This is a genomic window from Pseudoduganella guangdongensis, assembly GCF_009857475.1.
Classification (GTDB): domain Bacteria; phylum Pseudomonadota; class Gammaproteobacteria; order Burkholderiales; family Burkholderiaceae_D; genus Rugamonas; species Rugamonas guangdongensis.
Genome location: NZ_WWCJ01000023.1, coordinates 1 through 22,937, shown reverse-complemented (window position 1 = coordinate 22,937; position 22,937 = coordinate 1). Strand labels below are relative to the sequence as shown.

General features: G+C 66.5%; 20 protein-coding genes and 1 tRNA gene. 19 read left to right on the top strand and 2 right to left on the bottom strand.

Annotated features, from left to right (window positions below; all coding sequences use genetic code 11):
• Positions 1-43: 43 nt before the first annotated feature.
• Entirely contained in the window at positions 44-1,018 is a 975-nt protein-coding gene (locus tag GTP41_RS27210) for a Gfo/Idh/MocA family protein (RefSeq protein ID WP_202419855.1), read from the top strand.
• Here GTP41_RS27210 and GTP41_RS23000 read toward each other — a convergent pair whose 3' ends face one another.
• Positions 1,019-1,279 (bottom strand): hypothetical protein, encoded by a 261-nt coding sequence (locus GTP41_RS23000; protein ID WP_161027925.1) that lies wholly within the window; start codon positions 1,277-1,279, stop codon positions 1,019-1,021.
• Positions 1,280-1,380: 101 nt separating this feature from the next.
• Positions 1,381-1,455: transfer RNA gene (locus GTP41_RS22995), tRNA-Arg, on the bottom strand.
• 79 nt (positions 1,456-1,534) lie between these two features.
• Between GTP41_RS22995 and GTP41_RS22990 the strand changes: the two genes are divergently transcribed.
• The 18 genes from GTP41_RS22990 to GTP41_RS22910 all read left to right on the top strand — a co-directional run.
• On the top strand, positions 1,535-3,442 hold the full coding sequence (locus GTP41_RS22990) for an ATP-binding cassette domain-containing protein (protein WP_161027924.1): 1,908 nt from the start codon (positions 1,535-1,537) through the stop codon (positions 3,440-3,442).
• Positions 3,443-3,570: 128 nt separating this feature from the next.
• On the top strand, positions 3,571-4,314 hold the full coding sequence (locus tag GTP41_RS22985) for a CAAX prenyl protease-related protein (protein ID WP_371867384.1): 744 nt from the start codon (positions 3,571-3,573) through the stop codon (positions 4,312-4,314).
• Positions 4,315-4,324: 10 nt separating this feature from the next.
• On the top strand, positions 4,325-5,512 hold the full coding sequence (epsL, locus tag GTP41_RS22980) for an XrtB/PEP-CTERM-associated polysaccharide biosynthesis outer membrane protein EpsL (RefSeq protein WP_161027922.1): 1,188 nt from the start codon (positions 4,325-4,327) through the stop codon (positions 5,510-5,512).
• A 14-nt stretch (positions 5,513-5,526) separates the two neighbouring features.
• Complete coding sequence (locus GTP41_RS22975) at positions 5,527-6,909, top strand: undecaprenyl-phosphate glucose phosphotransferase (RefSeq protein WP_161027921.1); 1,383 nt, start codon at positions 5,527-5,529, stop codon at positions 6,907-6,909.
• Between the two features lie 60 nt (positions 6,910-6,969).
• A complete protein-coding gene (locus GTP41_RS22970; protein WP_229503027.1) occupies positions 6,970-7,851 on the top strand; it encodes an EpsD family peptidyl-prolyl cis-trans isomerase in 882 nt (293 codons plus the stop codon).
• Positions 7,852-7,869: 18 nt separating this feature from the next.
• Positions 7,870-8,661: a polysaccharide export protein EpsE gene (gene epsE, locus GTP41_RS22965; protein ID WP_161027920.1), complete on the top strand. Its 792-nt coding sequence runs from the start codon at positions 7,870-7,872 to the stop codon at positions 8,659-8,661.
• 9 nt (positions 8,662-8,670) lie between these two features.
• Positions 8,671-10,077: a chain length determinant protein EpsF gene (gene epsF, locus GTP41_RS22960; protein WP_161027919.1), complete on the top strand. Its 1,407-nt coding sequence runs from the start codon at positions 8,671-8,673 to the stop codon at positions 10,075-10,077.
• 15 nt (positions 10,078-10,092) lie between these two features.
• Positions 10,093-10,965 carry a chain length determinant protein tyrosine kinase EpsG gene (gene epsG / locus GTP41_RS22955; protein WP_161027918.1) on the top strand — a complete coding sequence of 291 codons (873 nt, stop codon included), beginning with the start codon at positions 10,093-10,095 and terminating at the stop codon, positions 10,963-10,965.
• Position 10,966: 1 nt separating this feature from the next.
• Positions 10,967-11,869: an exosortase B gene (gene xrtB / locus GTP41_RS22950; RefSeq protein WP_161027917.1), complete on the top strand. Its 903-nt coding sequence runs from the start codon at positions 10,967-10,969 to the stop codon at positions 11,867-11,869.
• Complete coding sequence (epsI, locus tag GTP41_RS22945) at positions 11,866-12,552, top strand: exosortase-associated protein EpsI, B-type (RefSeq protein ID WP_229503026.1); 687 nt, start codon at positions 11,866-11,868, stop codon at positions 12,550-12,552. Before xrtB ends, epsI begins: the two co-directional genes overlap by 4 nt.
• Positions 12,553-12,564: 12 nt before the next feature.
• Positions 12,565-14,085, top strand: a complete 1,521-nt coding sequence (locus GTP41_RS22940) for a hypothetical protein (RefSeq protein ID WP_161027915.1) — start codon at positions 12,565-12,567, stop codon at positions 14,083-14,085.
• Between the two features lie 148 nt (positions 14,086-14,233).
• Positions 14,234-16,609, top strand: coding sequence for a heparinase II/III domain-containing protein (locus tag GTP41_RS22935; protein ID WP_229503025.1), 2,376 nt, complete (start codon positions 14,234-14,236; stop codon positions 16,607-16,609).
• Positions 16,610-16,633: 24 nt separating this feature from the next.
• The gene (locus tag GTP41_RS27205; RefSeq protein ID WP_202419852.1) at positions 16,634-18,145 is read left to right on the top strand and encodes a polysaccharide biosynthesis protein; all 1,512 of its coding nucleotides are present in this window, start codon (positions 16,634-16,636) and stop codon (positions 18,143-18,145) included.
• On the top strand, positions 18,142-19,116 hold the full coding sequence (locus GTP41_RS22930; RefSeq protein ID WP_161027914.1) for a glycosyltransferase family protein: 975 nt from the start codon (positions 18,142-18,144) through the stop codon (positions 19,114-19,116). Before GTP41_RS27205 ends, GTP41_RS22930 begins: the two co-directional genes overlap by 4 nt.
• A 3-nt stretch (positions 19,117-19,119) precedes the next feature.
• Positions 19,120-20,337: a glycosyltransferase gene (locus GTP41_RS22925; protein WP_161027913.1), complete on the top strand. Its 1,218-nt coding sequence runs from the start codon at positions 19,120-19,122 to the stop codon at positions 20,335-20,337.
• A 10-nt stretch (positions 20,338-20,347) separates the two neighbouring features.
• Positions 20,348-21,694: a phenylacetate--CoA ligase family protein gene (locus GTP41_RS22920; protein WP_161027912.1), complete on the top strand. Its 1,347-nt coding sequence runs from the start codon at positions 20,348-20,350 to the stop codon at positions 21,692-21,694.
• Entirely contained in the window at positions 21,691-22,758 is a 1,068-nt protein-coding gene (locus GTP41_RS22915) for a glycosyltransferase family 4 protein (RefSeq protein ID WP_161027911.1), read from the top strand. Before GTP41_RS22920 ends, GTP41_RS22915 begins: the two co-directional genes overlap by 4 nt.
• A partial coding sequence (locus tag GTP41_RS22910; RefSeq protein ID WP_161027910.1) for a hypothetical protein occupies positions 22,755-22,937 on the top strand: 183 nt, incomplete at its 3' end. The genes GTP41_RS22915 and GTP41_RS22910, both read left to right, overlap by 4 nt.

Genomic DNA, 22,937 nt, shown 5'->3' with positions numbered 1-22,937 from the left:
CGCAGCGCGCCTGGACGCCGCGCCGCAGTCGGGCGGCCTGTTCATGCAGCAGCTGGATGTGCGCGGCCTGCCTGAATCACGCTTTCGCCTGGCTACCTTGAAGATCGGCCTGGTCGGCCTGGGCAAGATCGCTGTCGACCAGCACATCCCCGCCATCCGCAACAATCCTCAACTTGAACTGGTGGCCGGCTGCTCACCGCGCAGTTCAGTGGAGGGACTGGACGTCTATCGCAGCCTGGACGAGATGCTGCAAGCACACCCGGAAATCGAAGCCGTCGCCATCTGCACGCCGCCCCAAGTGCGGCAAGCGATCGCAGAGGAAGCCATTGCCGCCGGCCGCCACGTCTTCCTTGAGAAACCGCCCGCCGCCACCTTGGGCGAAGGCGAAGCGCTGCACGCGCTGGCCTCCGCTCACGGCGTGACCGTGCTCGCCGGCTGGCACTCGCGCTTCGCACCGGGCGTCGAGCCCGCGCGCGAATGGATGGCGGCGCGCAGCATCGCCGCCATCCGCATCGAATGGCGTGAGAACGTGCGCCAATGGCATCCCGGCCAGCGCTGGATCTTCGAACCGGGCGGCATGGGCGTGTTCGACCCCGGCATCAATTCGCTGTCCATCCTGACCCGTTTGCTGGGTGGTGGCGTGGTGGTGCAGGGTGCCGAGTTGCGCGTGCCGTCCAACTGCAATGAGCCAATCCAGGCCGAGCTGCGCATGCAAGGCGGCGCGGGCGTCCCGATCGAAGCCTGTTTCGATTTCCTGCAGGAGGGCGAGCAAACCTGGAGCATCCACGTCGCCGCCGTCAACGGCGAGACGATGGCGCTGCACATGGGCGGCAAAGTGATGGAGGTGGATGGCAAGTTGGTTCTGGACGAGCCGGAGCGCGAATACCCGCGCATGTACGAACACTTCGCCCGCTTGATTGCCGCGCGACAGTCCGACCTCGACATGTCGCCCCTGCGCGCCGTGGCCGACGCCCGTCTGGTCGGCAAGCACGTCACCGTCGAGCCGTTTGTGGAGTAATTAGTACAGACCGCCAGTCCGGCCCAAAATGCCGAGGATGGCGGTGAAGCCGGTCAGCATGATTCCTAGAGTCCAACGTAGGTTGGTACTCATTTCCTTACGAAGTTCCGCAAACTGCCGTTCAGTCCAAGCGTGCTCATCTGAGAACCTGCGATCCATGGCTTCGCGCAGGCTTTCAATTGCCTGAGAATTTTTTTCGGTCAAAACCTTCAGAGAGTCCACTTCCTTCTCGACCTTCACAAGACGAATTTCGGTATCCATAGCAGCCTCCGCAAGTAGATCGTTCTACTTTGCCTTGTCTGGGTGCGGGGATATTGAGGTAGGACAGGGGAGGGGCGGGAAAGTTCCCGTGGAAGCGCTGTTGGTCCCTCCGACTGGAATCGAACCAGTATCCCACGCTTAGGAGGCATGTGCACTATCCATTGTGCTACGGAGAGGACGCAAAGCGAGCGCAATTATAGCTGACGGGCTGGCAACAGGTAAAATGCGCGTTTTCCCGTCTAGATTTGCACTCCCATGGCCGTCATTTCATTATCATCCGCACAACTCGCCTTCGGCCACCACGCCCTGCTGGACCACGCCGAATTCTCCCTGGAAACCGGCGAGCGCGTCGGCTTGATCGGCCGTAATGGCACCGGCAAGTCCTCCCTGCTGAAAATTATCGCCGGCATGCAGAAGCTGGACGATGGCCTGCTGGTCATGCAGCAAGGCCTGAAGATCGTCTACGTGGAACAGGAGCCGCAATTCGAGCCGGGCCAGAGCGTGTACGACGCGGTGGCGTCCGGCTTGGGCGAACTGCCTGCGCTGCTGAAGGAGTACGACGAGCTGACCGGCCAGTTCGGCCAGGGCGACGACGACAAGCTGATGGAGCGCATGCACGACATCCAGCTGAAACTCGATGCGGGCGATGCCTGGAACCTGAAGAATAAAGTGGAAACCGTGCTCGGTCGCCTGAACCTGGATGGCTCGGTGCTGATCGAAACCCTGTCCGGCGGTACCAAGAAGCGCGCTGCGCTGGCACGCGCCCTGGTCGGTGCGCCGGAAGTGCTGCTGCTGGACGAACCGACCAATCACCTGGATTTCAGTTCCATCAAGTGGCTGGAAGCGCTGCTGCGCGATTTCAAGGGCAGCATCCTGTTCATTACCCACGATCGTTCCTTCCTCGACAACGTGGCGACCCGCATCATTGAACTCGATCGCGGCAACCTGATGTCCTACCCGGGCAACTTCACCACCTACCAGACCCGCAAGGCGGAGCAACTGGCGATTGAGGAAATCGAGAACGCCAAGTTCGACAAGGTGCTGGCGGCGGAAGAGGTGTGGATCCGCAAGGGCGTGCAAGCGCGCCGTACGCGCGATGAGGGCCGCGTGCGCCGCCTGGAGCGCCTGCGCGAACAGCGCGCGGCGCGCCGCGACCAGCAAGGCCAGGTGCGCCTGGAAGTGGGCACCGGCGAGCGCTCGGGCAAGATCGTGGCGGAACTGGAAAACGTCAACAAGGCCTACGGCGAAAAAGTTATCGTGCGCGACTTCAGCTCGATCATCCTGCGCGGCGACAAGATCGGCCTGATCGGCGCCAACGGCGCCGGCAAAACCACGCTGCTGAAACTGATCCTGGGTGAAGAGCAGGCCGACAGCGGCATGGTCAAGCAGGGCACCAAATTGCAGGTGGCGTACTTCGACCAGATGCGCGCGCAATTGAACGACAACGCGACCCTGGCCGACACCATCGCCCCTGGTAGCGACTGGGTGGAAATCAATGGCCAGCGCAAGCACGTCATGAGCTACCTGGGCGACTTCCTGTTTGAACCGCAACGTGCGCGTTCGCTGGTGAGCTCGCTCTCCGGTGGCGAGCGCAATCGCCTGCTGCTGGCGCGCCTGTTTGCCAAGCCAGCCAACGTGCTGGTGCTGGATGAACCGACCAATGACCTTGATATCGACACGCTGGAACTGTTGGAAGAACTGCTGGAGGACTACCCTGGCACCGTGTTCCTGGTCAGCCACGACCGCATGTTCCTCGACAACGTGGTGACGCAAGTGATCGTTGCCGAGGGGCAGGGCGAGTGGAAGGAATATGTGGGCGGCTACAGCGACTGGGAGCGCGTGCGCGATGCTGCGCCAGTGGCGAAGAAGGTGGAAGCCAAACAGGCTGCCGCCGCCGCACCTGCCGCCGCGCCAGCAGCGGCGCCGGCCAAAGGGAAAAAGCTCAGCTACAAGGAGCAGCGTGAGCTGGAAGAATTGCCGCAGCTCATCGCTAAACTGGAAGACGAGCAAACCGCGCTGAACATCACGCTGTCCGACCCGGACTTCTATAAAAAGACACCGGCCGAAGCGAAGCGCCTCAATGACCGTATTGCACAAATCGAAGCGGAACTGTTGAGCGCGCTGGAGCGCTGGGAAGAAATCGAATCCCGCAACAACGTTTGATGTAACTCAATCCACTCCTTGCTGTTTCTCACTTTCGTGCGCTTGCGCACGATTGCGCGCTGTAATATCTGACAACCTTAATGCCGAGGCACGACAGTCTCGGCATAACCAACGGGAAGGCAGATATTGTGACGAACCAGCAGCCACCAGAGCGCGTTCCACAACAGCCGCACGCCGCTGCGGCGCGCGCGTCTGCTTTCCCTCTTGCCTGGCAGGGTAACCCCGCTTTGCCGCGCGTGTTGCCATTTGCTACCTATATCGCCTTCATCGTACTGGCCGACGTGCTGGAACGCTTTGGCGCCCAGCCGGCCAGCCTGCGCTGGCTCTATCCGATCCAGATTACCTTGGTGCTGGCGATGTTGATTGCCTGGCGTCAGCATTACCAGGAGTTGCGCGACCGGCCGTCGCACAGCCATGTGCTGTGGGGGGCGCTTATTGGCGCGCTGGTGTTTGTGCTGTGGCTGCTGCTCGATCTCGAGTGGATGCATTTTGGCAACCCGCGCGTCTTTGATCCGGCGGGCGCGGACGGCCACATCGACTGGCCGCTGATTGCCATCCGCGCCGCAGGCGCCACGCTGGTGGTACCGCTGATGGAAGAGCTGTTCTGGCGTTCTTTCCTGCTGCGCTGGCTGGTGCAGCGTGACTTCCTGTTACTGCGTCCGGCGCGCGCAGGGCTTAGCGCGGCAATTATCTCGATTCTTTTGTTCGGTAGCGAACATAACCTCTGGCTGGCCGGCATCGTCGCGGGCCTCGCCTACACCTGGCTGTATATGCGCAGCGAAACGCTGTGGACTCCCATTGTGGGACATGCCGTGACCAATGGCCTGTTGGCGGCCTGGGTCGTGACAACTGGTAGCTGGATCTATTGGTGAGAAGAAAAATATGCGCATCCTGCCCACCCCATTGGCGCTGGCTGCGGCACTGGCGTGCTGTCCCGCCGCTGCCGACATCAGCGACACCATCAAGCCCTTCGTCACGCTGGGCTCGAGCTATGACAATAACCTGCTGCGCCTGCCGGATAACACGGCGCCGGGCGTGCAGCGCTCCGACCGCTCCACGCAAGCCCAGGGCGGCATCCTGCTGGATGGGCCGATCGGCCGGCAGCGGCTCACGGGCCATGCCAAGCTGTCGCGTGTGACGTTCGATCATTACGAACAGCTCAACTACAACGGCAAGGATGCCGTGCTGGATTGGGCCTGGGTGCTCGGCAACCGTTTCGACGGCAATATCGGCGCCAGCTACCAGCAAGTGCTGACGCCGTTCAATGACTTCCACGTCGACCAGCGCAACTTGCGCACGCAGCGGCGTTCCTATGCCAACGGCGGCTGGCGCTTCCATCCCAGCTGGCGCCTGCGTACCGGATTCAATCGCGACCGTTTCGATTACGAGCTGGCCGCGCAGAGCCTGAACAACCGCAAGGAAGACCGGGTTGAACTGGGCATCGACTACCTGGCCGCCAGCGGCAGCCGGGTAGGGCTGGTGGCGCGCAAGATCAAGGGCAGCTTCCTCAACCCCTTGCGCATCGGCACCACCTTCCTCGACCAGAACTATGACCAGGACGAGCTGAAGGCCAACATCAACTGGCTGTACAGCGATATCACGCAAGTGCAGTTGCTGGCCGGCTATGCCAAGCGCAAGCACGACACCTTCGCCGAGCGCGATACCAGTGGCTTGAACGGGCGCGTCAATGTGACCTGGCGCCCACGTCAGAAGCTGCGCTTCAGCGCCGACGCCTGGCGTGAATTCGCCGCCGTGGAAAGCACCATCGTCAACAACAGCGTCAACAAGGGCGCCAGCGTGAATGCCAGCTGGGATATTTCCGCCAAGCTGCAGGCCAATGCCGGCGTTAAGCGCGAGAAACGAAATTTTGAGCGCCTGCCCTATGTCTACTTCGACGGCGACCCAAGCGATACCACGCGCAGCACCAACGTCGGCCTGGTCTACCAGCCCACGCGCAAGATCCAGCTCAGCGCCACTGCCTTCAAGGACCGCCGCACGGGCACGCCGCTGGCCGGCACCGGCAGCTACAAGGCCAAAGGCGTTGCAGTAATGGCGACCATGCAGTTCTAACCCGAGGAGCGACGATGACGGTAAACGATATTCCCCTGGTTTCCTTTTTTCAGCGTGTGCTCGATCCGCTGATCATCATGGGGACACTGTACGTCACGTCGATGGTGTATGGGGAGCCGTTTACCGGTTATTCGCTGGTGCTCATGGTGCTGGCCTTCTTCATTTCGTCGGCGGTGTATGAGCACGTCGACCCTTACCGCACCTGGCGCAGCGGCCGCATCGGGGCCTATGCGCGCGATATTTTCATGGGCTGGATCGTGACCGCGCTGATCCTGGTGTTCCTTGGCCGGGTCAGCGGCCTGGCCTACCATTACGACGATACCGTCGTGCTGAGCTGGTTCCTCGCCACTCCGTTTCTCTTGCTGATCAGCCACACGGCAGCCAGCCATGTGGGTACCGACCCGGCCAAGGAAAGCGAGGTGCGCTCCATCGTCATCGTTGGCGCCAACGAGGTCGGCACCAAGTTTGCACGCACGGTGGAGCGCATGCCCAATCTCTTCCTCAGCGTGCGCGGTTTCTTCGACGACCGCACCGCCGACCGCCGCAAGCCGGACCTGACGCATCCGGTGCTGGGCGATATGGGCTCGGTGGCCAGCTTTGTGCGCGACCACCACATCAAGATGATCTTCATCAGCCAGCCGATCTCGGCCCAGCCGCGCATCCGCAAGCTGCTCGATGAATTGCAGGACACCACGGCCTCGGTGTACTTCCTGCCGGATATTTATGTGTTCGACCTGATGCAGGCGCGCTTTGACAGCGTGGGCGGCATGCCGGTGGTGGCGATCTGCGAAACGCCTTTCGTCGGCTTTGACGGCATCGTCAAGCGCGCCAGCGACGTGATCCTGGGCAGCGCCATCCTGCTGCTGCTGGCGCCCTTGATGCTGGCCATCGCGCTGGCAGTCTGGGCCAGCTCGCCGGGCCCGGTGATTTTCCGCCAGCGGCGCTACGGCTTGTACGGCGAAGAAATCATCGTCTACAAATTCCGCTCCATGCGCGTGACCGAGGATGGCCCTGCCGTGCGGCAAGCCACGGCGAACGACCCGCGCATCACCCGCATTGGCGCTTTCCTGCGCCGCTCATCGCTCGATGAGCTGCCGCAGTTCTTTAACGTGCTGCGAGGAAGCATGAGCATCGTCGGACCGCGCCCGCACGCGGTGGCTCATAACGAACAATACCGGAAGCTGATCAAAGGCTATATGTTGCGCCACAAAGTCAAGCCGGGCATTACCGGCTGGGCCCAGGTCAACGGTCTGCGCGGCGAAACGGAAACCCTGGAAAAGATGGAGGCGCGCATCCGCTACGACCTGGACTACCTGCGCCACTGGTCCGTATGGCTGGACCTGTGGATTATCTTGCGCACGGTCAAGGTGGTGCTGAAGCGGCAAAACGCGTACTGAGTCAATCGTGCGCGCCCGGCGCGCTATTAGAATGAGTTGCAACAGTCGAGGGAGGATATCTTGAAGAACATCAACCCGAACAAGCTCTGCGCAGGACTGATGGTGGTACTGGTTTCCGCTTGCGGCAACAAGGCGGAACAGAAGCCGGGCCAGGCGCTGGCCAGCGTGAACGGCGAGGAAATTACCGTCATGCAGTTGAACGATGAACTGGCGCGCGCCAATGCACCGGCGGCGCGCCAGGACGCCGTGCGCAAGCAAATGCTGGAATCGCTGATCGACCGCCAGCTGCTGATTAGCGAAGCGGCGAAGGAGAGCGTGGACCGCGACCCGCGCGTGGTGCAGGCCATTGAACGCTCGCGTGCCCTGATCCTGGCGCAAGCGTATATGCAAAAACGCATCGGCACGCCGGCCAAGCCCAGCGCCGAAGAGGTCGAGGCCTACTACAGCCAGAACCCGCAATTCTTCGCGCAGCGCAAGCATTTCGAAATGCGCGAAATCATCTTGCCGACGCGCGAAGTGACCGACGAGCTCAAGGCCGTGATGGATAAGACCCGTTCGCTGGACGATGCGGCGGCCTGGCTCGATACGCACAAGGTCAAGTACCAGAAGGCCCAGCTCAGCCGCAGTGGCTCGGAATTGCCGCCGGAACTGTCGGCCAAGCTGATGGCGCTGTCGAAAGACCAGCTCTTCATCGTGCGCGAAGGCGAGCGCAGCATGCTGGTGACCATCACCGATATCCGTTCCTCGCCGGTGGAGCTGGAGGCGGCGCGGCCGCAGATCGAGCAGTATCTGATGGCCAAGAAAGGGAAGGAGGCGGCCGAGCAGGAAGTCAAGCGCCTGCGCGCCAGCGCCAAGATTGCCTATATCAACCAGCCGGCGCCGGTGGCGAATGCCGGGGCCCAGGCCACCGGCCTGGAGCGCGGTGTGGCCGGCCTCAAATAACACGTTCAAGGAGCGATCATGAAACGAGTACTGATGTGGATGGCGGGTTTGCTGCTGGCCCTGGGCGCCGGCATGGTGCAGGCGGCGGATATCACGCTGGGGCCGGGCGATGTGATCAAGGCTTCCGTGTTCGGCAACCCGGACATGGGCGTGGAGACGCGGGTCAGCGAATCGGGCAGGATCACCTTCCCGCTGCTGGGCGAGGTCAAGGTGGGCGGGCTTACCGTGCAGCAGGCCGAAAGGCTGGTGGGCGAACAGCTGGTGAAGAAGGGTTATCTCAAGACGGCCCAGGTCAACATCATCATCTCGCAAATCCAGAGCGCCCAGGTGTCGGTGCTGGGCATGGTGAACCGCCCCGGGCGCTATCCGCTCGATGGCGGCAAGCGCGGCGTGATGGACATGCTGGCCCAGGCCGGCGGCTTTAATGCCGATGGCGGCGATACGGTGAGCGTGGTGCGTACGCGCGACGGCAAGACCACCAAGACCGTGATCGATGTGGTCGACATGGTGCGCAACGGCGCGCTGGACAAGGAGATCGAGCTGGCGCCGAACGACGTCATCTATGCCGAGCGCGCGCCGCGCTTCTACATCTACGGCGAGGTGCAGCGCCCCGGTTCCTTCCGCCTCGAGCGCACCATGACGGTGAGCCAGGCGCTGGCGGTGGGCGGCGGCCTGACCCCGCGCGGCACCGAGCGCGGCATCAAGGTCAAGCGGCGCAATGGCAACGGCCAGGAGCAGGTGCTGGCGGTGAAGAACGACGACATGGTGCAGGTGGACGACGTCATCGTGATCAAAGAGAGCTGGTTCTGAGGAGCTGCCATGAATTTCGCCCAGTTTCTCCTGATCCTCCAGGCGCGCAAGAAGATCGTGCTGCTGACTTTGCTGGTCACGGTGGCCGCCACCCTGCTGGTCAGCCTGCTGCTGCCCAAGACGTATGAGGCCAGCACTTCGCTGGTGATGAATTACAAGGGCGTCGATCCGTTGACCGGCATGGCCTTGCCGGGGCAGCTCATGCCCGGCTATATGGCGACCCAGGTCGATATTATCGGCAGCAAGAACGTGGCGCTGCGCGTGGTGGACCAGCTGAAGCTGGCCGAGAGCCGGGCCGTGATCGAACAGTTCAATGAATCGACCGGTGGCAAGGGCGCGGTGCGCGACTGGCTGGCCGAACTGCTGCAGAAGAAACTGGACGTGGTGCCGGCGCGCGAGAGCTCGGTGCTCAATGTGAGCTTCAAGGCATCCGACCCGCAGTTCGCGGCGGCCGTGGCGAACGCCTTCGCCGAGGAGTACATGAAGATCACGGTGCAGCTGAAAGTGGACCCGATGAAAAAGGCCACCACCTACTTCAATTCCCAGCTCAAGCTGCTGCGCGACAACCTGGAGGCGGCCCAGGCCAAGCTTTCCAAATACCAGCAGGAGCATGGCATCGTCAGCGTCGACAACCGGCTGGACGTGGAGTCGATGCGCCTGAACGATCTGTCGGCCCAGCTGGTGCAGGCGCAGGCGCAGCTGATGGAGGCCACCTCGCGCCAGTCGGTGGCGCGCGGCAGCGGCAGCAGTTCGCCCGACGTGACGGCCAGCCCGGTGGTGCAGAACCTGCGCGTCAACCTGGCGCAGCAGGAGTCCAAGCTGGCGGAACTGGGGCAGCGCCTGGGCCGCAACCACCCGCAGTACCAGAGCGCCTCGGCCGAGGTGGCGCGGCTGCGGGCCGGGCTCAATGAGCAGACCGCCCTGGTCACGTCTTCCGTCAGCAACAATGCCAATGTCTTCGCCCAGCGTGAGGCGGCGTTGCGCAGCGCCTTGGCCGAGCAGAAAGCCAAGGTGCTGCAGCTGAACCGCCAGCGCGATGAAATGAATGTGCTGAACAAGGACATGGAAATCGCCCAGCGCGCCTTCGACCAGGCGGCGCAGCGCGTGTCGCAAACCCGCATCGAGGGCGGCTCCGACCAGTCCGACGTATCGGTGCTGAACCCGGCGGTGGCGCCGATCGAACCGTCCGGCCCGCGTGTGCTGCTGAACACGGTGCTCTCGCTGCTGCTGGGCAGCATGCTGGGCATCGGCATTGCCATGCTGTCTGAAATGTTCGACCGCCGCGTGCGGTCGGAATCCGACCTGGCCGAGGTGGCGCGCATTCCCGTGCTGGCCACCATCGACTGGAATCCGCCGCGCCAGCGCCGCTTCGGCCTGCCGCGCTTGCAGGCGCCGCAGCAGCTGCGCCTGAGCTGAGCCATGGAGGTAGCGATGAACAGTCCCCTGCATTTCAATCCTGCCGCGCCGCGCGGCGCGGGCGACGCCAGCATCGGCGTCTTGCTGCAGGAAGCCGGCAAGCTGACGCCGGAGAACACCGACAGCGTGCTGCGCATGCAGGAGGAAACCGGCATCCGCTTCGGCGAAGCGGCGCAGGCGCTGGGCATGGTGAGCGCGGCCGACGTGCAGCAGGCGTTGGCGCGCCAGTTCGACTATCCCTTCGTGCCGGCCGGCGACAAGCAGTTTTCGCCGCACCTGGTGGCGGCCTATGACCCTTTCAGCCGCCAGGTCGAGATGCTGCGCGCGGTGCGCGCCCAGCTGATGCTGCGCTGGTTTGGGCGCGGCCACAAGGCGCTGGCCATCGTCGGCGTCGAACCGGGCTGCGGCGCCAGCCTGTTTGCGGCCAACCTGGCGGTGGTGTTTTCCCAGCTGGGGCAGAACACGCTGCTGGTGGACGCCAACCTGCGCCACCCGGCGCAGCGCAGCATCTTCGGCCTGGCCGGCAAGAGCGGCCTGTCCGATATGCTGGCCGGGCGCGCCACCATGGCGGCGCTGGCGCGCATCGACGCCTTCGAGTCGCTGGCCGTGCTGGGCGCCGGCACGCCGCCGCCCAACCCGGCCGAGCTGCTGGCGCGCAAGGCCTTCACCGGCCTGAATGCGCAGCTGGAGGCGCTGCACGACATCGTGCTGTACGACACCTCGGACGTGCTGACCGCGCACGACGCGCTGCCGGTCATGGCGCGCGCGCGCGGCGTGCTGCTGGTGGTGCACAAGAACGCCAGCTCGCTGTACGACGTGGCCGCGCTGGGCGAGCAGGTGCGCCACGCCGGCGCCGAAGTGCTGGGTTCGGTATTGCTGGAGTTCTGACATGGAACCCGGCGCCGCCCTCCGTCCGCCCGGCGAGCCGCCCCTGCGCGGCAACCTGGGCGCGGCCCTGCGCGCCGCGCTGCCGGACTGGCTGCCGGTCGCGCTCGGCATGGCGGTGCTGTACGTCCCCACCTTCTATGCCCTGTTCACCGGCCTGTGGACCACCGAGGAGCAAGCGCACGGCCCCATCATCCTGCTACTGGCCCTGTGGCTGATGTACCGCAACTGGCCGGCCATGCTGGCGCGCGCCGACGGCCGCCCATCCCGCGCCGGCTGGCCGGTGCTGGCGGCGGGGCTGGCAGCCTATGTGCTGGGCCGCTCGCAGGGCATCGTCGCGTTTGAGATCGCCTCCTTCATCCTGCTGCTGGCGGCGGTGCTGATGCTCAAGTGCGGGCGCGGCGCGCTGCGCGCCCAATGGTTCGCCTTCTTCTTCATGGTCTTCATGGTGCCGCTGCCGGGACCCCTGGTCGGCATGCTGACCATGCCGATGAAGATGGCGGTGTCCTGGGCCACCGAGCACCTGCTGTACGCGGCCGGCTATCCGATCGCGCGCAGCGGCGTGATCCTGCAGGTCGGCCAGTACCAGTTGCTGGTGGCCGACGCCTGCGCCGGCCTGCAGACCCTGCTCACGCTGGAGGCGCTCGGCCTGTTCTACCTGAACGTGGTGCGCCATTCCTCGGCCTTCCGCAATGTGGCGCTGGCCGTGCTGATCATCCCGATTTCCTTCACTGCCAATGTGATCCGCGTGATCACCTTGTCGCTGGTGACCTACTACCTGGGCGACGCGGCGGGGCAGGGCTTCCTGCACGGCTTTGCCGGGCTTGTCCTGTTCATCACGGCGCTGCTGCTGATCATCGGCGTGGACGCCTTCTTGCAATGGTTTGTCAAATGGCGCAACTCTTGAAAAAACCGACCTGGGTCAGCCTGCTGCTGGCGCTGCTGATGCTGTCCTCGGCGGCCCTGACGCACGCGCTCACGCCCACGCTGCGCATGGCCGATGCCCAGGGGCTTTTCCAGCTGGAGCAGATGGTGCCGCGCAGCTTCGGCGAATGGGAAGTGGACACGCGGGTCATGCCCTTGCAGGTGGATCCCGCCACCCAGGCCAAGCTGGACAAGATCTATAACCAGACCCTGGGCCGCACCTATATCAACCGCAGCGGCGAGCGCATCATGCTGTCCATCGCGTATGGCGGCGACCAGGGCGACAATATGGGCGTGCACAAGCCGGAGGTGTGCTACACGGCGCAGGGCTTCACCGTGCGCGACGGGCAGGCCGGCGCGCTGGACAGCGGTTTCGGCCGCTTGCCGGTCAAGCGCCTGTTCGCGGTGGCGGGCGCGCGCCAGGAGCCGATTACCTACTGGATCACGGTCGGGCGCAAAGCCACCTTGCCCGGCATGCAGCAGCGCCTGCAGGAGCTGCGCTACGGCTTGAGCGGCACCGTGCCGGACGGCATGCTGGTGCGGGTGTCGAGCATCAGCGGCGATGCCGGCGCGGCTTACGCCTTGCAGCAGCAGTTTGTGCGCGCCATGCTGCAGGCCATGGATGGCACGGCGCGCACACGCCTGGTCGGCGTGTTCGAGGGCTGAGGGGAGGGCACCGTGCGCATGCCGACCTTCCGCCGTTTTGCCGCTGCCGGCACGCCGGCGCGCCTGGCGCGGCCCCAGGGCCTGCCGCTGCTGTTGCTGCTGCCTTTCATGCTGCTGGCGGTCTTTGTCGGCCTGGTGGGCGGGCTGGATTCGCCGCCGCTGGTGGCGATTGTCGGCGCCGCCGTGCTTTCGCTCCTGCTGCTGTTCGTGCTGCCGCTGCACGGCATGTTCTGGTGCCTGTTCATTCTGACGTTCGTGATCCAGGGCTCGGCGGTCTACTTCCTGCGCCTGCGGCCGGCGGCCTGGCTGGCGTTCGGCCTGGCCATCCTGTTCTTCTGCCGCGCCCTGCTGGACCTGGTGGTGCAGCGCCAGCACAGCCTGCGCGCGCGTCCCGGCGACGGCTCCAGCGTGGTGCTGGCGGCCGCCCTGTTCGTCCTCATTTTCATCCTCAGCCTGCTCTTCAACCGCGTGCCGAAGGCGCAGATTTTTTCGGCCTTCAAGGCCATGCTGCCGATGTTCTCGGTGCTGTTTGCCCTGTACTGGTTCCGCTGGAAGGAGAACCACCTGGAAGCCAGCTGGCGCCTGCTGTTCTGGGTCACGGCGCTGCAGCTGCCGGTGGTGCTGTACCAGCATTTCTTCGTCGCCACCAGCACCACCTTCGACTCCATCGTCGGCACCTTTGGCGGCAACCAGGGCGGCGGCGGCAACAGCGCCATGCTGGTGCTGTTCAGCGTGCTGGCGGCGGGCTACGCCGGCGCGCGCTGGCAAGCCGGGCAGATGTCGGGGCGCGCCTTCGGCGGCATGCTGCTGCTGGCCGTGGCCATCATCCTGCTGGGTGAGGTGAAGGCCGCTTTCGTCTGGCTGCCGCTGGTGCTGGCCTGGGTGCTGCGGCGCAAGGTGCTGCGCAGCCTGGGTGCCTTCCTGGGCTTCGGCCTCCTGGTGCTGGCGTTCGTCGGCACCACGTACACCGTGTACGAGCAGCTGTACTGGGGCAAGAACCTGCAAGCGGCGCGCAATGTGGCGGAAAAGCTGGACCGCAGCGGCGGCTATTTCTTCGATCCCAACCAGATCAATTACCGCACGGGCGAGATCAGCCGCGCCGCCTCGCTCGCGTTGTGGGCGCGCGACCCGCAGGCGACTACGCCGAGCCGCCTGGTGGGCTACGGGCCGGGCGCCAGCAAGCCATCCGGCCTGCTGGGGGCGGGGCAGGTGGCCAAGCGCTACCAGCCGCTGCACCTGGATGCAACCGCGCTGGCGGTGCTGCTGTGGGACGAGGGCGTATTGGGCGCTGTGGTTTATGCGTCCATGCTACTGTTCTCCCTGCTCGCGGCCGGGCGCTACGTCCGCCGCGGCGAGGGCACAGCGGCCCAGCGCGCATTGGCCGATACCTGCGTGGCGGCCATGCTGCTGTTCCTCATCATGCTGGTGTATAACCGCTCGCTCATGGATGAACCAACGGCCCAGCTGCTGCTCATGATGTGCATGGGAACGGTCGTCCAGTTGTGCCGTTATGGCCGCAAAGCGGAGCGCTAACTGTGTCATCGATCCGCCACACTGTTACAAAATTTATTCCTTGCGGCAACGAATTTGTTAAATTCGTGATGTAGACTTTCTTCGTTGTACCCGGTTGATTGCTCGATAAGTTATTGATCGGCAAACGAAATTGTCTGGAGAGTATCACATGGAATTCGTTAAATCTGGCCTGCTGCGGGCGGCCGTCCTTGGCGCCCTTGCCACCTTCGCAAGCACCAGTCATGCCGACTGGGCTGTATCCACCAATATTGAAGCCATCCGTCCGGCGCCGGACAAAATGCAGTTGCAGCCGCAAAATCCGCCCGGCTTCTCCTGGTCGCGTTATCCGGTTGCCAACGCCTCGACCTGGTACCTGGTCAGCGTGCAGCCGCCGGCCGGCGCGACGCCGATCAAGACGGTGGTGCCGCGCAACTGGCTGTTGCCCTCGCGCGCCTTCGCGGCCGCCGGCATCTACACCTGGAAGGTGGCGCCGTTCAGCCGTACCCAGGCGATGAACGACGCCGACGCGGCGGCGCGCGCCAAGGCCAAGGCGGCCGGCGCCTCGCTGGCGCAGATCGAAGAGGCGGCCAATGCCGCCGTGGTGCCGCTGGCCGAAGCGGTGGCCAAGGACTGGTCCAGCGTGCGCAGCTTCACGCTGGACAGCAGCGCCATCAAATTCGAGGTGCCGGACAACGCCACCTTGCGCGACAATGTGCTGCGCCACGGTCGCACGCGCATGCTGGCGCCGGGCTTCCTGCCTTACCTGAAGTGGACGCCGGCCATGGTGACTGAGCGCGGCAACCAGGTGCGGCGCCTGGCCGAAATCGTCGATGGCCGGCTTGGCATGGCGCCGGTGAAGGACACCGACTGGCCGTTGCTGACCAGCGGCACCATGACCACCGCGCTCAGCAACCAGAACGCCGATATCCGGACCCGCATCAACCGCACCACGCATCAGCTGGAGGCGGCTTCGCTGCTGTACCGCCTGCGCATCGGCGACCCCAAGGCGGCGACCTATCTGGCGGAAGCCATCAAGCGCGGCGACGAGCTGGCGGCGCTCAACCCCGCCGGGCCGACCAGCTACGCCAACCAGGACCAGGCTACGCGCGCGATTGCGCTGTCGCTGTCGAAGGCGACCGATATGCTGTGGGCCGAGCTGGACGCGACCCGGCGCAACCGCTGGCTCTCCATCATCGGCACGCGTGCCGGCGCCATCTACGCCGACTTGTCGAGTGGCATCGTGCGCACCGACCAGTACCCCTATGATTCGCATGCCGGCACCGCGCTCGGCTTCCTGGCCCTGATTGCCACCTTGAACCTGGGCGACGTGCCGCAGGCGCAGACCTGGTTCGATTTCTCGGTGCGCACTTACGTGCACCAGGTGTATACCTGGAGCGGGCCGGAAGGCGGCTATGCCAACGGCACCGCCTATGCCCAGGCGGCGGCCGATTATTCGGTGCAAATCTGGGACCCGTTGAGCCAGGCACTCAATGTGTCGGTGTACCGCAAGCCGTGGTCGGATGGTTTCCTGCGCTTCCTGGCGCACTTCGTGCCGCCCGGCACGCCGAGCCACGTGTTCGGCGATGGCCATGAGGATGTGCCGAACACCTATTTGCTGAAGGCGTTCTCCTCGCGCTTCAATTCGCCCGCCGCCAAGTGGTATTTCAACGCCATGACCGGCATCGAGGATCCGCTGACCATGCTGCAGGCGCCGTCGCCGCTGCCGGCCAATACGGTCAGTACGGCGGTGCCGCCGCCCAATGCCGCCATGTACCCGAGCGTGGGCTGGGCCGCCATGCACAGCTCGATGGCCGACTTGAAGCGCACCTCGCTATACTTCAAGTCCAGCCCCTACGGCGCCTACAACCACAGCCACGGCGACCAGAACAGCTTTGTGCTGAACAGCGGCGGCAAGCGCCTGCTGATCGAAGCCGGCTACTACGACTGGTACGGCTCGCCGCTGTGGAGCAGCTGGTACCGCCCGACCAAATCGCACAACGCCATCACCTACGACAACGGGGTGGGGCAGCGGGTCGATGGCAACACCATCAACCTGGCGCGCAACGGCAAGCTGACCGGCTTCTCGACCTCGGCCACCATGGACTATGTGGAAGGCGACGCCACGCCCGCCTACGAAGGCGCGCTGACGCAGGCAAGGCGCAAGCTGTGGTACCTGCGCAGCCAGGACGCGGCGGTGGTGATGGATACGCTGGCGGCGCCGGTGGCGCGCGCCTTCGAGTGGAACTTCCACGGGGCGGCCGCGATCACGCCGCAGGCCGATGGCAGCGCCGTCATCGTCAATGGCGACCGTTCGCTCTGCCTGCGTTCGATCACGCCCGGCACCTCGCTGGTGAAGCGCGATGGACCGGCGCCGCGCAGCGGCATCGAGGACCACGCCGCCTTCATCCGGCCGAAGGCGCTCAAGGCTGAGTTCCTGGTCTTGTTGGACGTGGGCTGCAAGAAGCCGGCGGTGTCGCTCACCACGGGCACCACCAGCCGCACCCTGACTGTGGGGAGCCAGACCCTGACGCTGCCGCTGCCATAACCTGCAGGGGGACCGGGTCATGCCATGACAGCACCTTACTCGGGACCCCAAACGCGGCGCAATATCGTCGCCTTCCTGGCCGGCAAAATACCGGCCGCCGTGCTGACTGCCTGTGTGCTGGGCCTGTCGGCGCGCGTCTTGCCGGCCGCCGAGTTCGGCTATTACGTGACGGCGATGGCGGCGCTGGAACTGGCGCTCGGCTTGTCCGGCTTCGGCCTGGACTGGGTCCTGCTGCGTTTCCTGCCGGACTGCCGGCTGCACGGCACGCGGCGCGCCGCCGTGCGCCTGGTGGCGGGCGTGCTGGCGCTGCGCCTCTTGCTGCTGGGCGCGCTGGCCGGCGGCGCACTGCTGGCGGCGCGCTGGCTGCAACCAGTGGCGCCGCCGGTGCTGACCGGCATGCTCGACGTGCTGGCGCCCTTGCTGCTGCTGGAAGGCGGGCTGCGCCTGCTGCGCGACAACACCCTGGAGGCGCTCGCCCTGCAGGGGCGCATCCAGCTCATGAATATTCTGCGCAGCGCGCTGCTGCTGGCCACCTTATGCCTGCTGCCGGCAGGCACGGCGCACTGGCTGCTGCTGGCGGAACTGCTGGCCAGCGCCGTGTTGCTGCCCGTGGCGATCGGCCTGGCGCTGCGGGCGCTGTGGGCCTTGCCGGCGCAGGGCCGCGACGGCTGGCGCGCGCCCGGCCTGCGGCAGCTGGGCGCGCTCGCCGTCAACAACTACGCCGGCGGCGTGGTGGAATACCTGTATTCGCCGTCCAGCCTGTTGCTGCTGATGGCGCGCAGCCAGCCGGCCGAGGCGATGGCGGGGCTGGGATTCGTGCTGCGTTTGACGGATATCATCCGCAACTACCTGCCCGGCATGGTAATTTTTACCGTCGTGCGGGCGCGCATGATCGGTGCCTATGCCGGCAACCGCGACTATGCCGAGCTGCAGCGCTGGGCGCACTTCGTCTTCAAGTTCAGCGCACTGAGCCTGCTGCCCATGCTGGCGGTGGCCGTGGTGTACGGCGGTCTGGTGCTGCAGTTGGCCAGCGGCGGCCGCTTTGTCGAGTACCACTGGCTGTTCGCCGTGCTGTGCGCCTGGCTGGCGCTGCGCCTGCACCGCCTGATCCTGAACGTGGTGTGCAATGCGGTGGGGCTGGCGGGCCTGTGGGCGCAGGCGGCGCTGGCGTCGGCCTTGCTGTTGCCCGTGCTGTACTGGCTGGCCGCGCCGCGCCTGGGGTTGTGGCTGGTGCCGCTGGCCTTGCTGGGCAATGAACTGGTGATCAACGGCCTGGTGGTGGCCGGCTTGCAGCGGCGCGGCCTGGCCTGGCCGCTGGGCGGGCACTGGTGGCGGCGCGCGCTGCTGGCCGCTGCGCTGGCGATGGGCGCGGCCTGGCTGGTACCGGGCCAGGGCACGGGGGCGGCGCTGCTGGGAACGCTGCTGCTGTGCGCCGTTTTCGCGCTGGCGCTGCTATTGTTGGGTGCAATCGATGGCATGGACCGCAAACTGATCAACCGCGTCATTGGACGCCAACTGCTGCGCGAGACCACATGAACCATGTGCTGTTATCCCAGGCGGGAAGCTACCGCGACATCACCCAGTACCTGCAGGCGCGCGGCGCGCGGGTGACCGTGATCGGGCCCGATGGCGCCGGCATGCGCAGCAAGGCAGCCATTGTGCGCGCCATGCTGTCGCCGCGCCTGTGGCGCTGCCGCGGCCTGTGGACGCGCCAGGACCGGCTGCTGGTGGTCGGCTGGCAAGCCTTGCCGCTGCTGGCGCTGCTCAAGGCGCGCCTGCTGCCACGCCCGCAGCGCTTGCTGGTCATGGCCTGCTTCATCCACGGCCAGCGCGCGCGCCGCGTGGCCGACCGCCTGCTGCGCTGGCTGCGCATCCCAGGCCTGGGCTTCATTGCGTTTTCGCCGGGCGAGGCGCGCCACCTGGTGCAGGGCGTCGGCATGGCGCCGCAGGATGTGTTCTGCCATTTATGGCGGCAGGAGCTCGATGGCCGCGCCGCGCCGCAGGAGGGCGAGGGCGGCATCTTCGCCGGCGGCTTTTCCAACCGCGATTACGATCTGCTGCTGGAAGCGGCGGAAACACTGGACGAGCCGCTGGTGATCGTGGCCTCGCAGCACAACCGCATCCGTCCTCCGGCGCGCGCCAGCACGCGCATCCTGCGCGATTTGCCGGAGACGGAATTCGAAGACCTGCTGGCGCGCAGCACCGTGGTCGCCATGCCGCTGCGCGGCGCCGGCGAGGCCTGCGGCCAGAGCGTGCTGCTGCGCGTGCTGCGCCATGGCAAGCCGCTGGTGGCGACACGGCACGAGGCGATCGAGGCCTATCTTGGCGCCGATTATCCCGGTTTCGTGCCGCACGACGACGTGCATGCCATGCGCAGCGCGCTGGCCGGCGTGCTGGCGCAGCCGGCCTGGCGCGAGGAACTGGCGCAGCGTGTGCGGCAGGCGGCGCAGGTGCTGGCCGGGCGCGGCGAGCCGGGCGCGGAAATCGAACGCTTCCTGCACGGGTAAGCCATGGACCGGCCGCTCCAGATCCTGCAGCTGGTGCCGGAAACGCTGCCGACCTTCCGCGCCGATGTGGCGACCCTGTTCGGGAAATACCTGCCGCGCCACGGCGTGCAGTGCCACGTGGTGGGCAAGGGCGGCACGGATGCCGCGGCGCCGGCCGGCGCCCAGGGTTTCGCCTCGGTGCGCCGCTCCGGCGGCGGCGCGCGCTGGCGGCGCGAGCTGTCCTTTGCCTGGCTGTGCCTGCGCGCCTTGCTCGGCATGAAGCGCGGCGCGTGCGACGCGGTGCAGGTGCGCGACATGGTCTCAATCGGCCTGCTGGCGCTGGCGGTGGCGCGCCTGAAAGGGGTGCCGCTGCTGTACTGGGTCTCCTATTTGATGAGCGAGGGGCGCATCGAGCGCGCGCGCGCCGACCTGGCGCGCCGGCCCACCTGGCGTGCGCGCCTGGTGCTGCTCAAGGGGCAGGTCGAAGGCTGGCTGCTGTACCGCGTGCTGCTGCCGCGCGCCGAGCATGTCTTTGTGCAGAGCGAGGCGATGGCGGCGCTGATGCGCGCGCGCGGGCTGCCGGCGGCGCGCTTGAGCGCGGTGCCGATGGGGGTGGACATGGAGGTGCTGGCGCGCGACATTGCGCCGCGCGCCTGGCCGGGCTGGGAAGGGCGGCCTGTGCTTGCCTACCTCGGCACCCTGGACCGGGCGCGCGGGCTGGAGCGCCTGTTCGACGCGCTGCTCCTGGTGCGCCAGGCGCGGCCCGAGGCCTGCCTGCTGCTGATCGGCGGCGCGCCGCAGGCGCAGGACGAGGCGGCGCTGCTGGCGGCGGCGCGCGAACGCGGGCTGGCCGACGCGGTGCGCGTGACCGGCTGGCTGCCATCGGCGCAGGCCTGGGAATACTTGCTGGGCGCGCAGGCGGCGGTGTCGTATGTGCCGCGCGGCGCGCTGTACGACGTGAGCTCGCCGACCAAGCTGCTGGAATACCTGGCGCTCGGCATGCCGTGCGTCGGCAACGATATACCGGACCAGGCGGCGGTGCTGGCCGCCAGCGGCGCCGGCTGGCTGTCGGCCAGCACGCCGCAGGCGATGGCGGACGCCTTGCTGGCCATCCTGCGCGACCCGCAGGCGGCGCGCGCGCGGGCAGCGGCCGGGCCGCGCTTCATCGACGCGCAGCGCAGCTACCGCGTGCTGGGGGCGGCGGTGGCGCAGCGCTACCGGGCGCTGCTGGGCGATCATTAGGGGGGCGGCTATGCTGGCTGAATTACGCAAGGAGTTCCTGTACGGCGGCCGGGCGCTGGTGCGCGACAATGCGCTGAGCCAGCGCCTGGTGCGCAAGCTGCGGCGGCACGAGGCGATGGATGGCGAGGCCTTGCAGGCGCTGGGCGACCGCCTGCTGCACCGCAGCCTGCAGGCTGCCATCAGGCAGCTGCCTTACTACGCGCGCATCACACCCGACTTTGCGCCGCACGAGGCGCGCCAGGCCTTGCGCGAGCTGTTCCCGGTGGTCGACAAGTCGACCTTGCTGGACCAGCCGCAGGGGCTGTACCCGAACGGCGGCGTCAAGCGGCCGTGGCAGGCACTGGGCAAGACCAGCGGCACCACGGGCACGCCGCTGACCGTGTTCCGCAGCCTGGCCTCGGTGCAGATGGAGCAAGCCTTCATCAAGCGCCATTGGACCTGGGGCGGTTTTGCCGACGGCATGCCGCGCGCCGCGCTGCGCGGCGATATGGTGGCGGAGCTGGAGCGCAAGGCGCCGCCGTACTGGTTCGAGAACCGCTACAACCGGCAGCTGCTGCTGTCCTCGCGCCACCTGACCGATGCCTGCGTCGATGCCATCATCGGCAAGCTGCGCGACTTCGCGCCGGCCATGCTGCAGGCCTATCCGTCCACCGCGTTCACGCTGGCCCAGCAACTGCAGCGGCGCGGGCAGGCGCTCGACATTCCCGTGATTTTCACGGCCTCGGAGCCGCTCTACCCGCACCAGCAGGAGCTGATCCTGGCGCACCTGGGCGGCAAGATCATGGATATGTACGGCATGGCCGAGCGGGTGGCCTTCGCCACCCAGTGCGAATACGGTTCGCTGCATGTGAATCCGGACTATTCGCATGTCGAGATCCTGGACCAGCATGGCGAACCTACCGAGGGTGTCGGCCAGGTGGTCGGCACCACCCTGCACAACCTGGCCATGCCGCTGGTGCGCTACCGCCTGAGCGACCGCACGCGCTGGAAACCGGGACGCTGCGCCTGCGGCCGGCCGTTCCCCATGATCGAGCCGGTGACCGGCAAGCTGGAGGACCGCATCACCGGCGGCGACGGCGCCGAGGTCAGCGCCTCGGTGCTGACGTTTGCCTTCAAGGGCGTGGAGCATGTGCGCAAGTCGCAGGTGGCCCAGGTCGGGCCGGGGCAATGGGAGTTGCGGCTGGTGCCGGACCATGGCTTCTCGCAGGACGACCAGGACAAGCTGCTGCACAACATCCGCCACCTGGTCGATCCCACGGTGCAGGTCAAGGTGGTGCTGCGCGAGGCGCTGCCCGATACGGCGGCGGGCAAGTTCCGCTGGGTGGTCAACGAATGGCAGGACGGGCGGCGCACATGAAACACATCGTCATGCTGGGCACCGGGCTGGATACCATGGGCGGCATCGCTGCCGTGGTGCGGGTCTATCAGCAGGCCGGCCTGCTGCAGCGCTACGGCGTGATCTACCTGGCCACGCATTGCGACGGCAGCGCGCTGCGCAAGCTGCGCGCCATGCTGGCGGCGCTGGCGGCGTTTGCCGGGCTGCTGCTGCGCGGCCGGGTCGGGCTGGTGCATGTGCATATGGCCTCGCGCGCCAGCTTCTGGCGCAAGTCGGGTTTCCTGCTGCTGGCGTTCGCGGCGCGGGTGCCGGCCATCCTGCACTTGCATGGCGGCGGCTTTGCGCAGTTCTACGGCGCCGAATGCGGGCCCGTGCGCCAGCGTTTCGTGCGCTATGTGTTCCGCCGCTGCGCGCGCGTGGTGGTGCTGTCGGAAGGGTGGAAGCAGTGGGTGCAGTCCATGTGCGGGCACCCGCATGTGGTGTGCGTGCATAATCCGGTGCTGTTGCCGCCGGCCAGCGCCTGGGAGGCGCGCGCGCGCGGCGCGGTGCTGTCGCTGGCGCGCCTGGGGCCGCAGAAGGGCAGCTTCGACCTGCTGCAGGCGGCGGCGCAGGTGGCGCCGCAGGTGCCGGCGATCGAACTGCGCCTGGGCGGCGATGGCGAGCTCGCTGCCGTGCGCGCGCGCGCCGGGCAGCTCGGCATTGCGGCGCAACTGAACCTGCTGGGCTGGGTGGCGGGCGAGGGCAAGCAGCGCGAGCTTGCCCTGGCCAGCCTGTTCGCCTTGCCGTCCTACCATGAGGGGATGCCCATGAGCGTGCTGGAGGCGATGGCAGCCGGCGTGCCGGTGCTGGCAACCACGGTGGGCGGCATCCCGGAAGCGGTGGCCGACGGGGTGGAGGGCTTCCTGGTGGCGCCGGGCGATGTGGCGGCGCTGGCGGCGCGCCTGCGGCAGTTGCTGCAGGACGAGGCGCTGGCGCGGCGCATGGGGGCGGCCGGGCGGCGCAAGGTGGAAGCCATGTTCAGCACGCAGGCAGTGTTGCCGCGCGTGGAGCAGATGTACCGCGAACTGGGGTTCGTGCCCATATGACGGCGCTGGCATGGAAGTGGAATCGCCTGCGCCTGATGGGGGCGGCGGAGGTGGCCTGGCGCGTGCGCCAGCTGGCGCGGCGCAAGGCGGGGGCGCTTGGCTTCGGCCTGGTGCCGCGCCCGCCGGCGCCGACCGTGGAGCGCTGCGGCATGCCGTTCCTGGGCGGCGCCGCCGCGCCC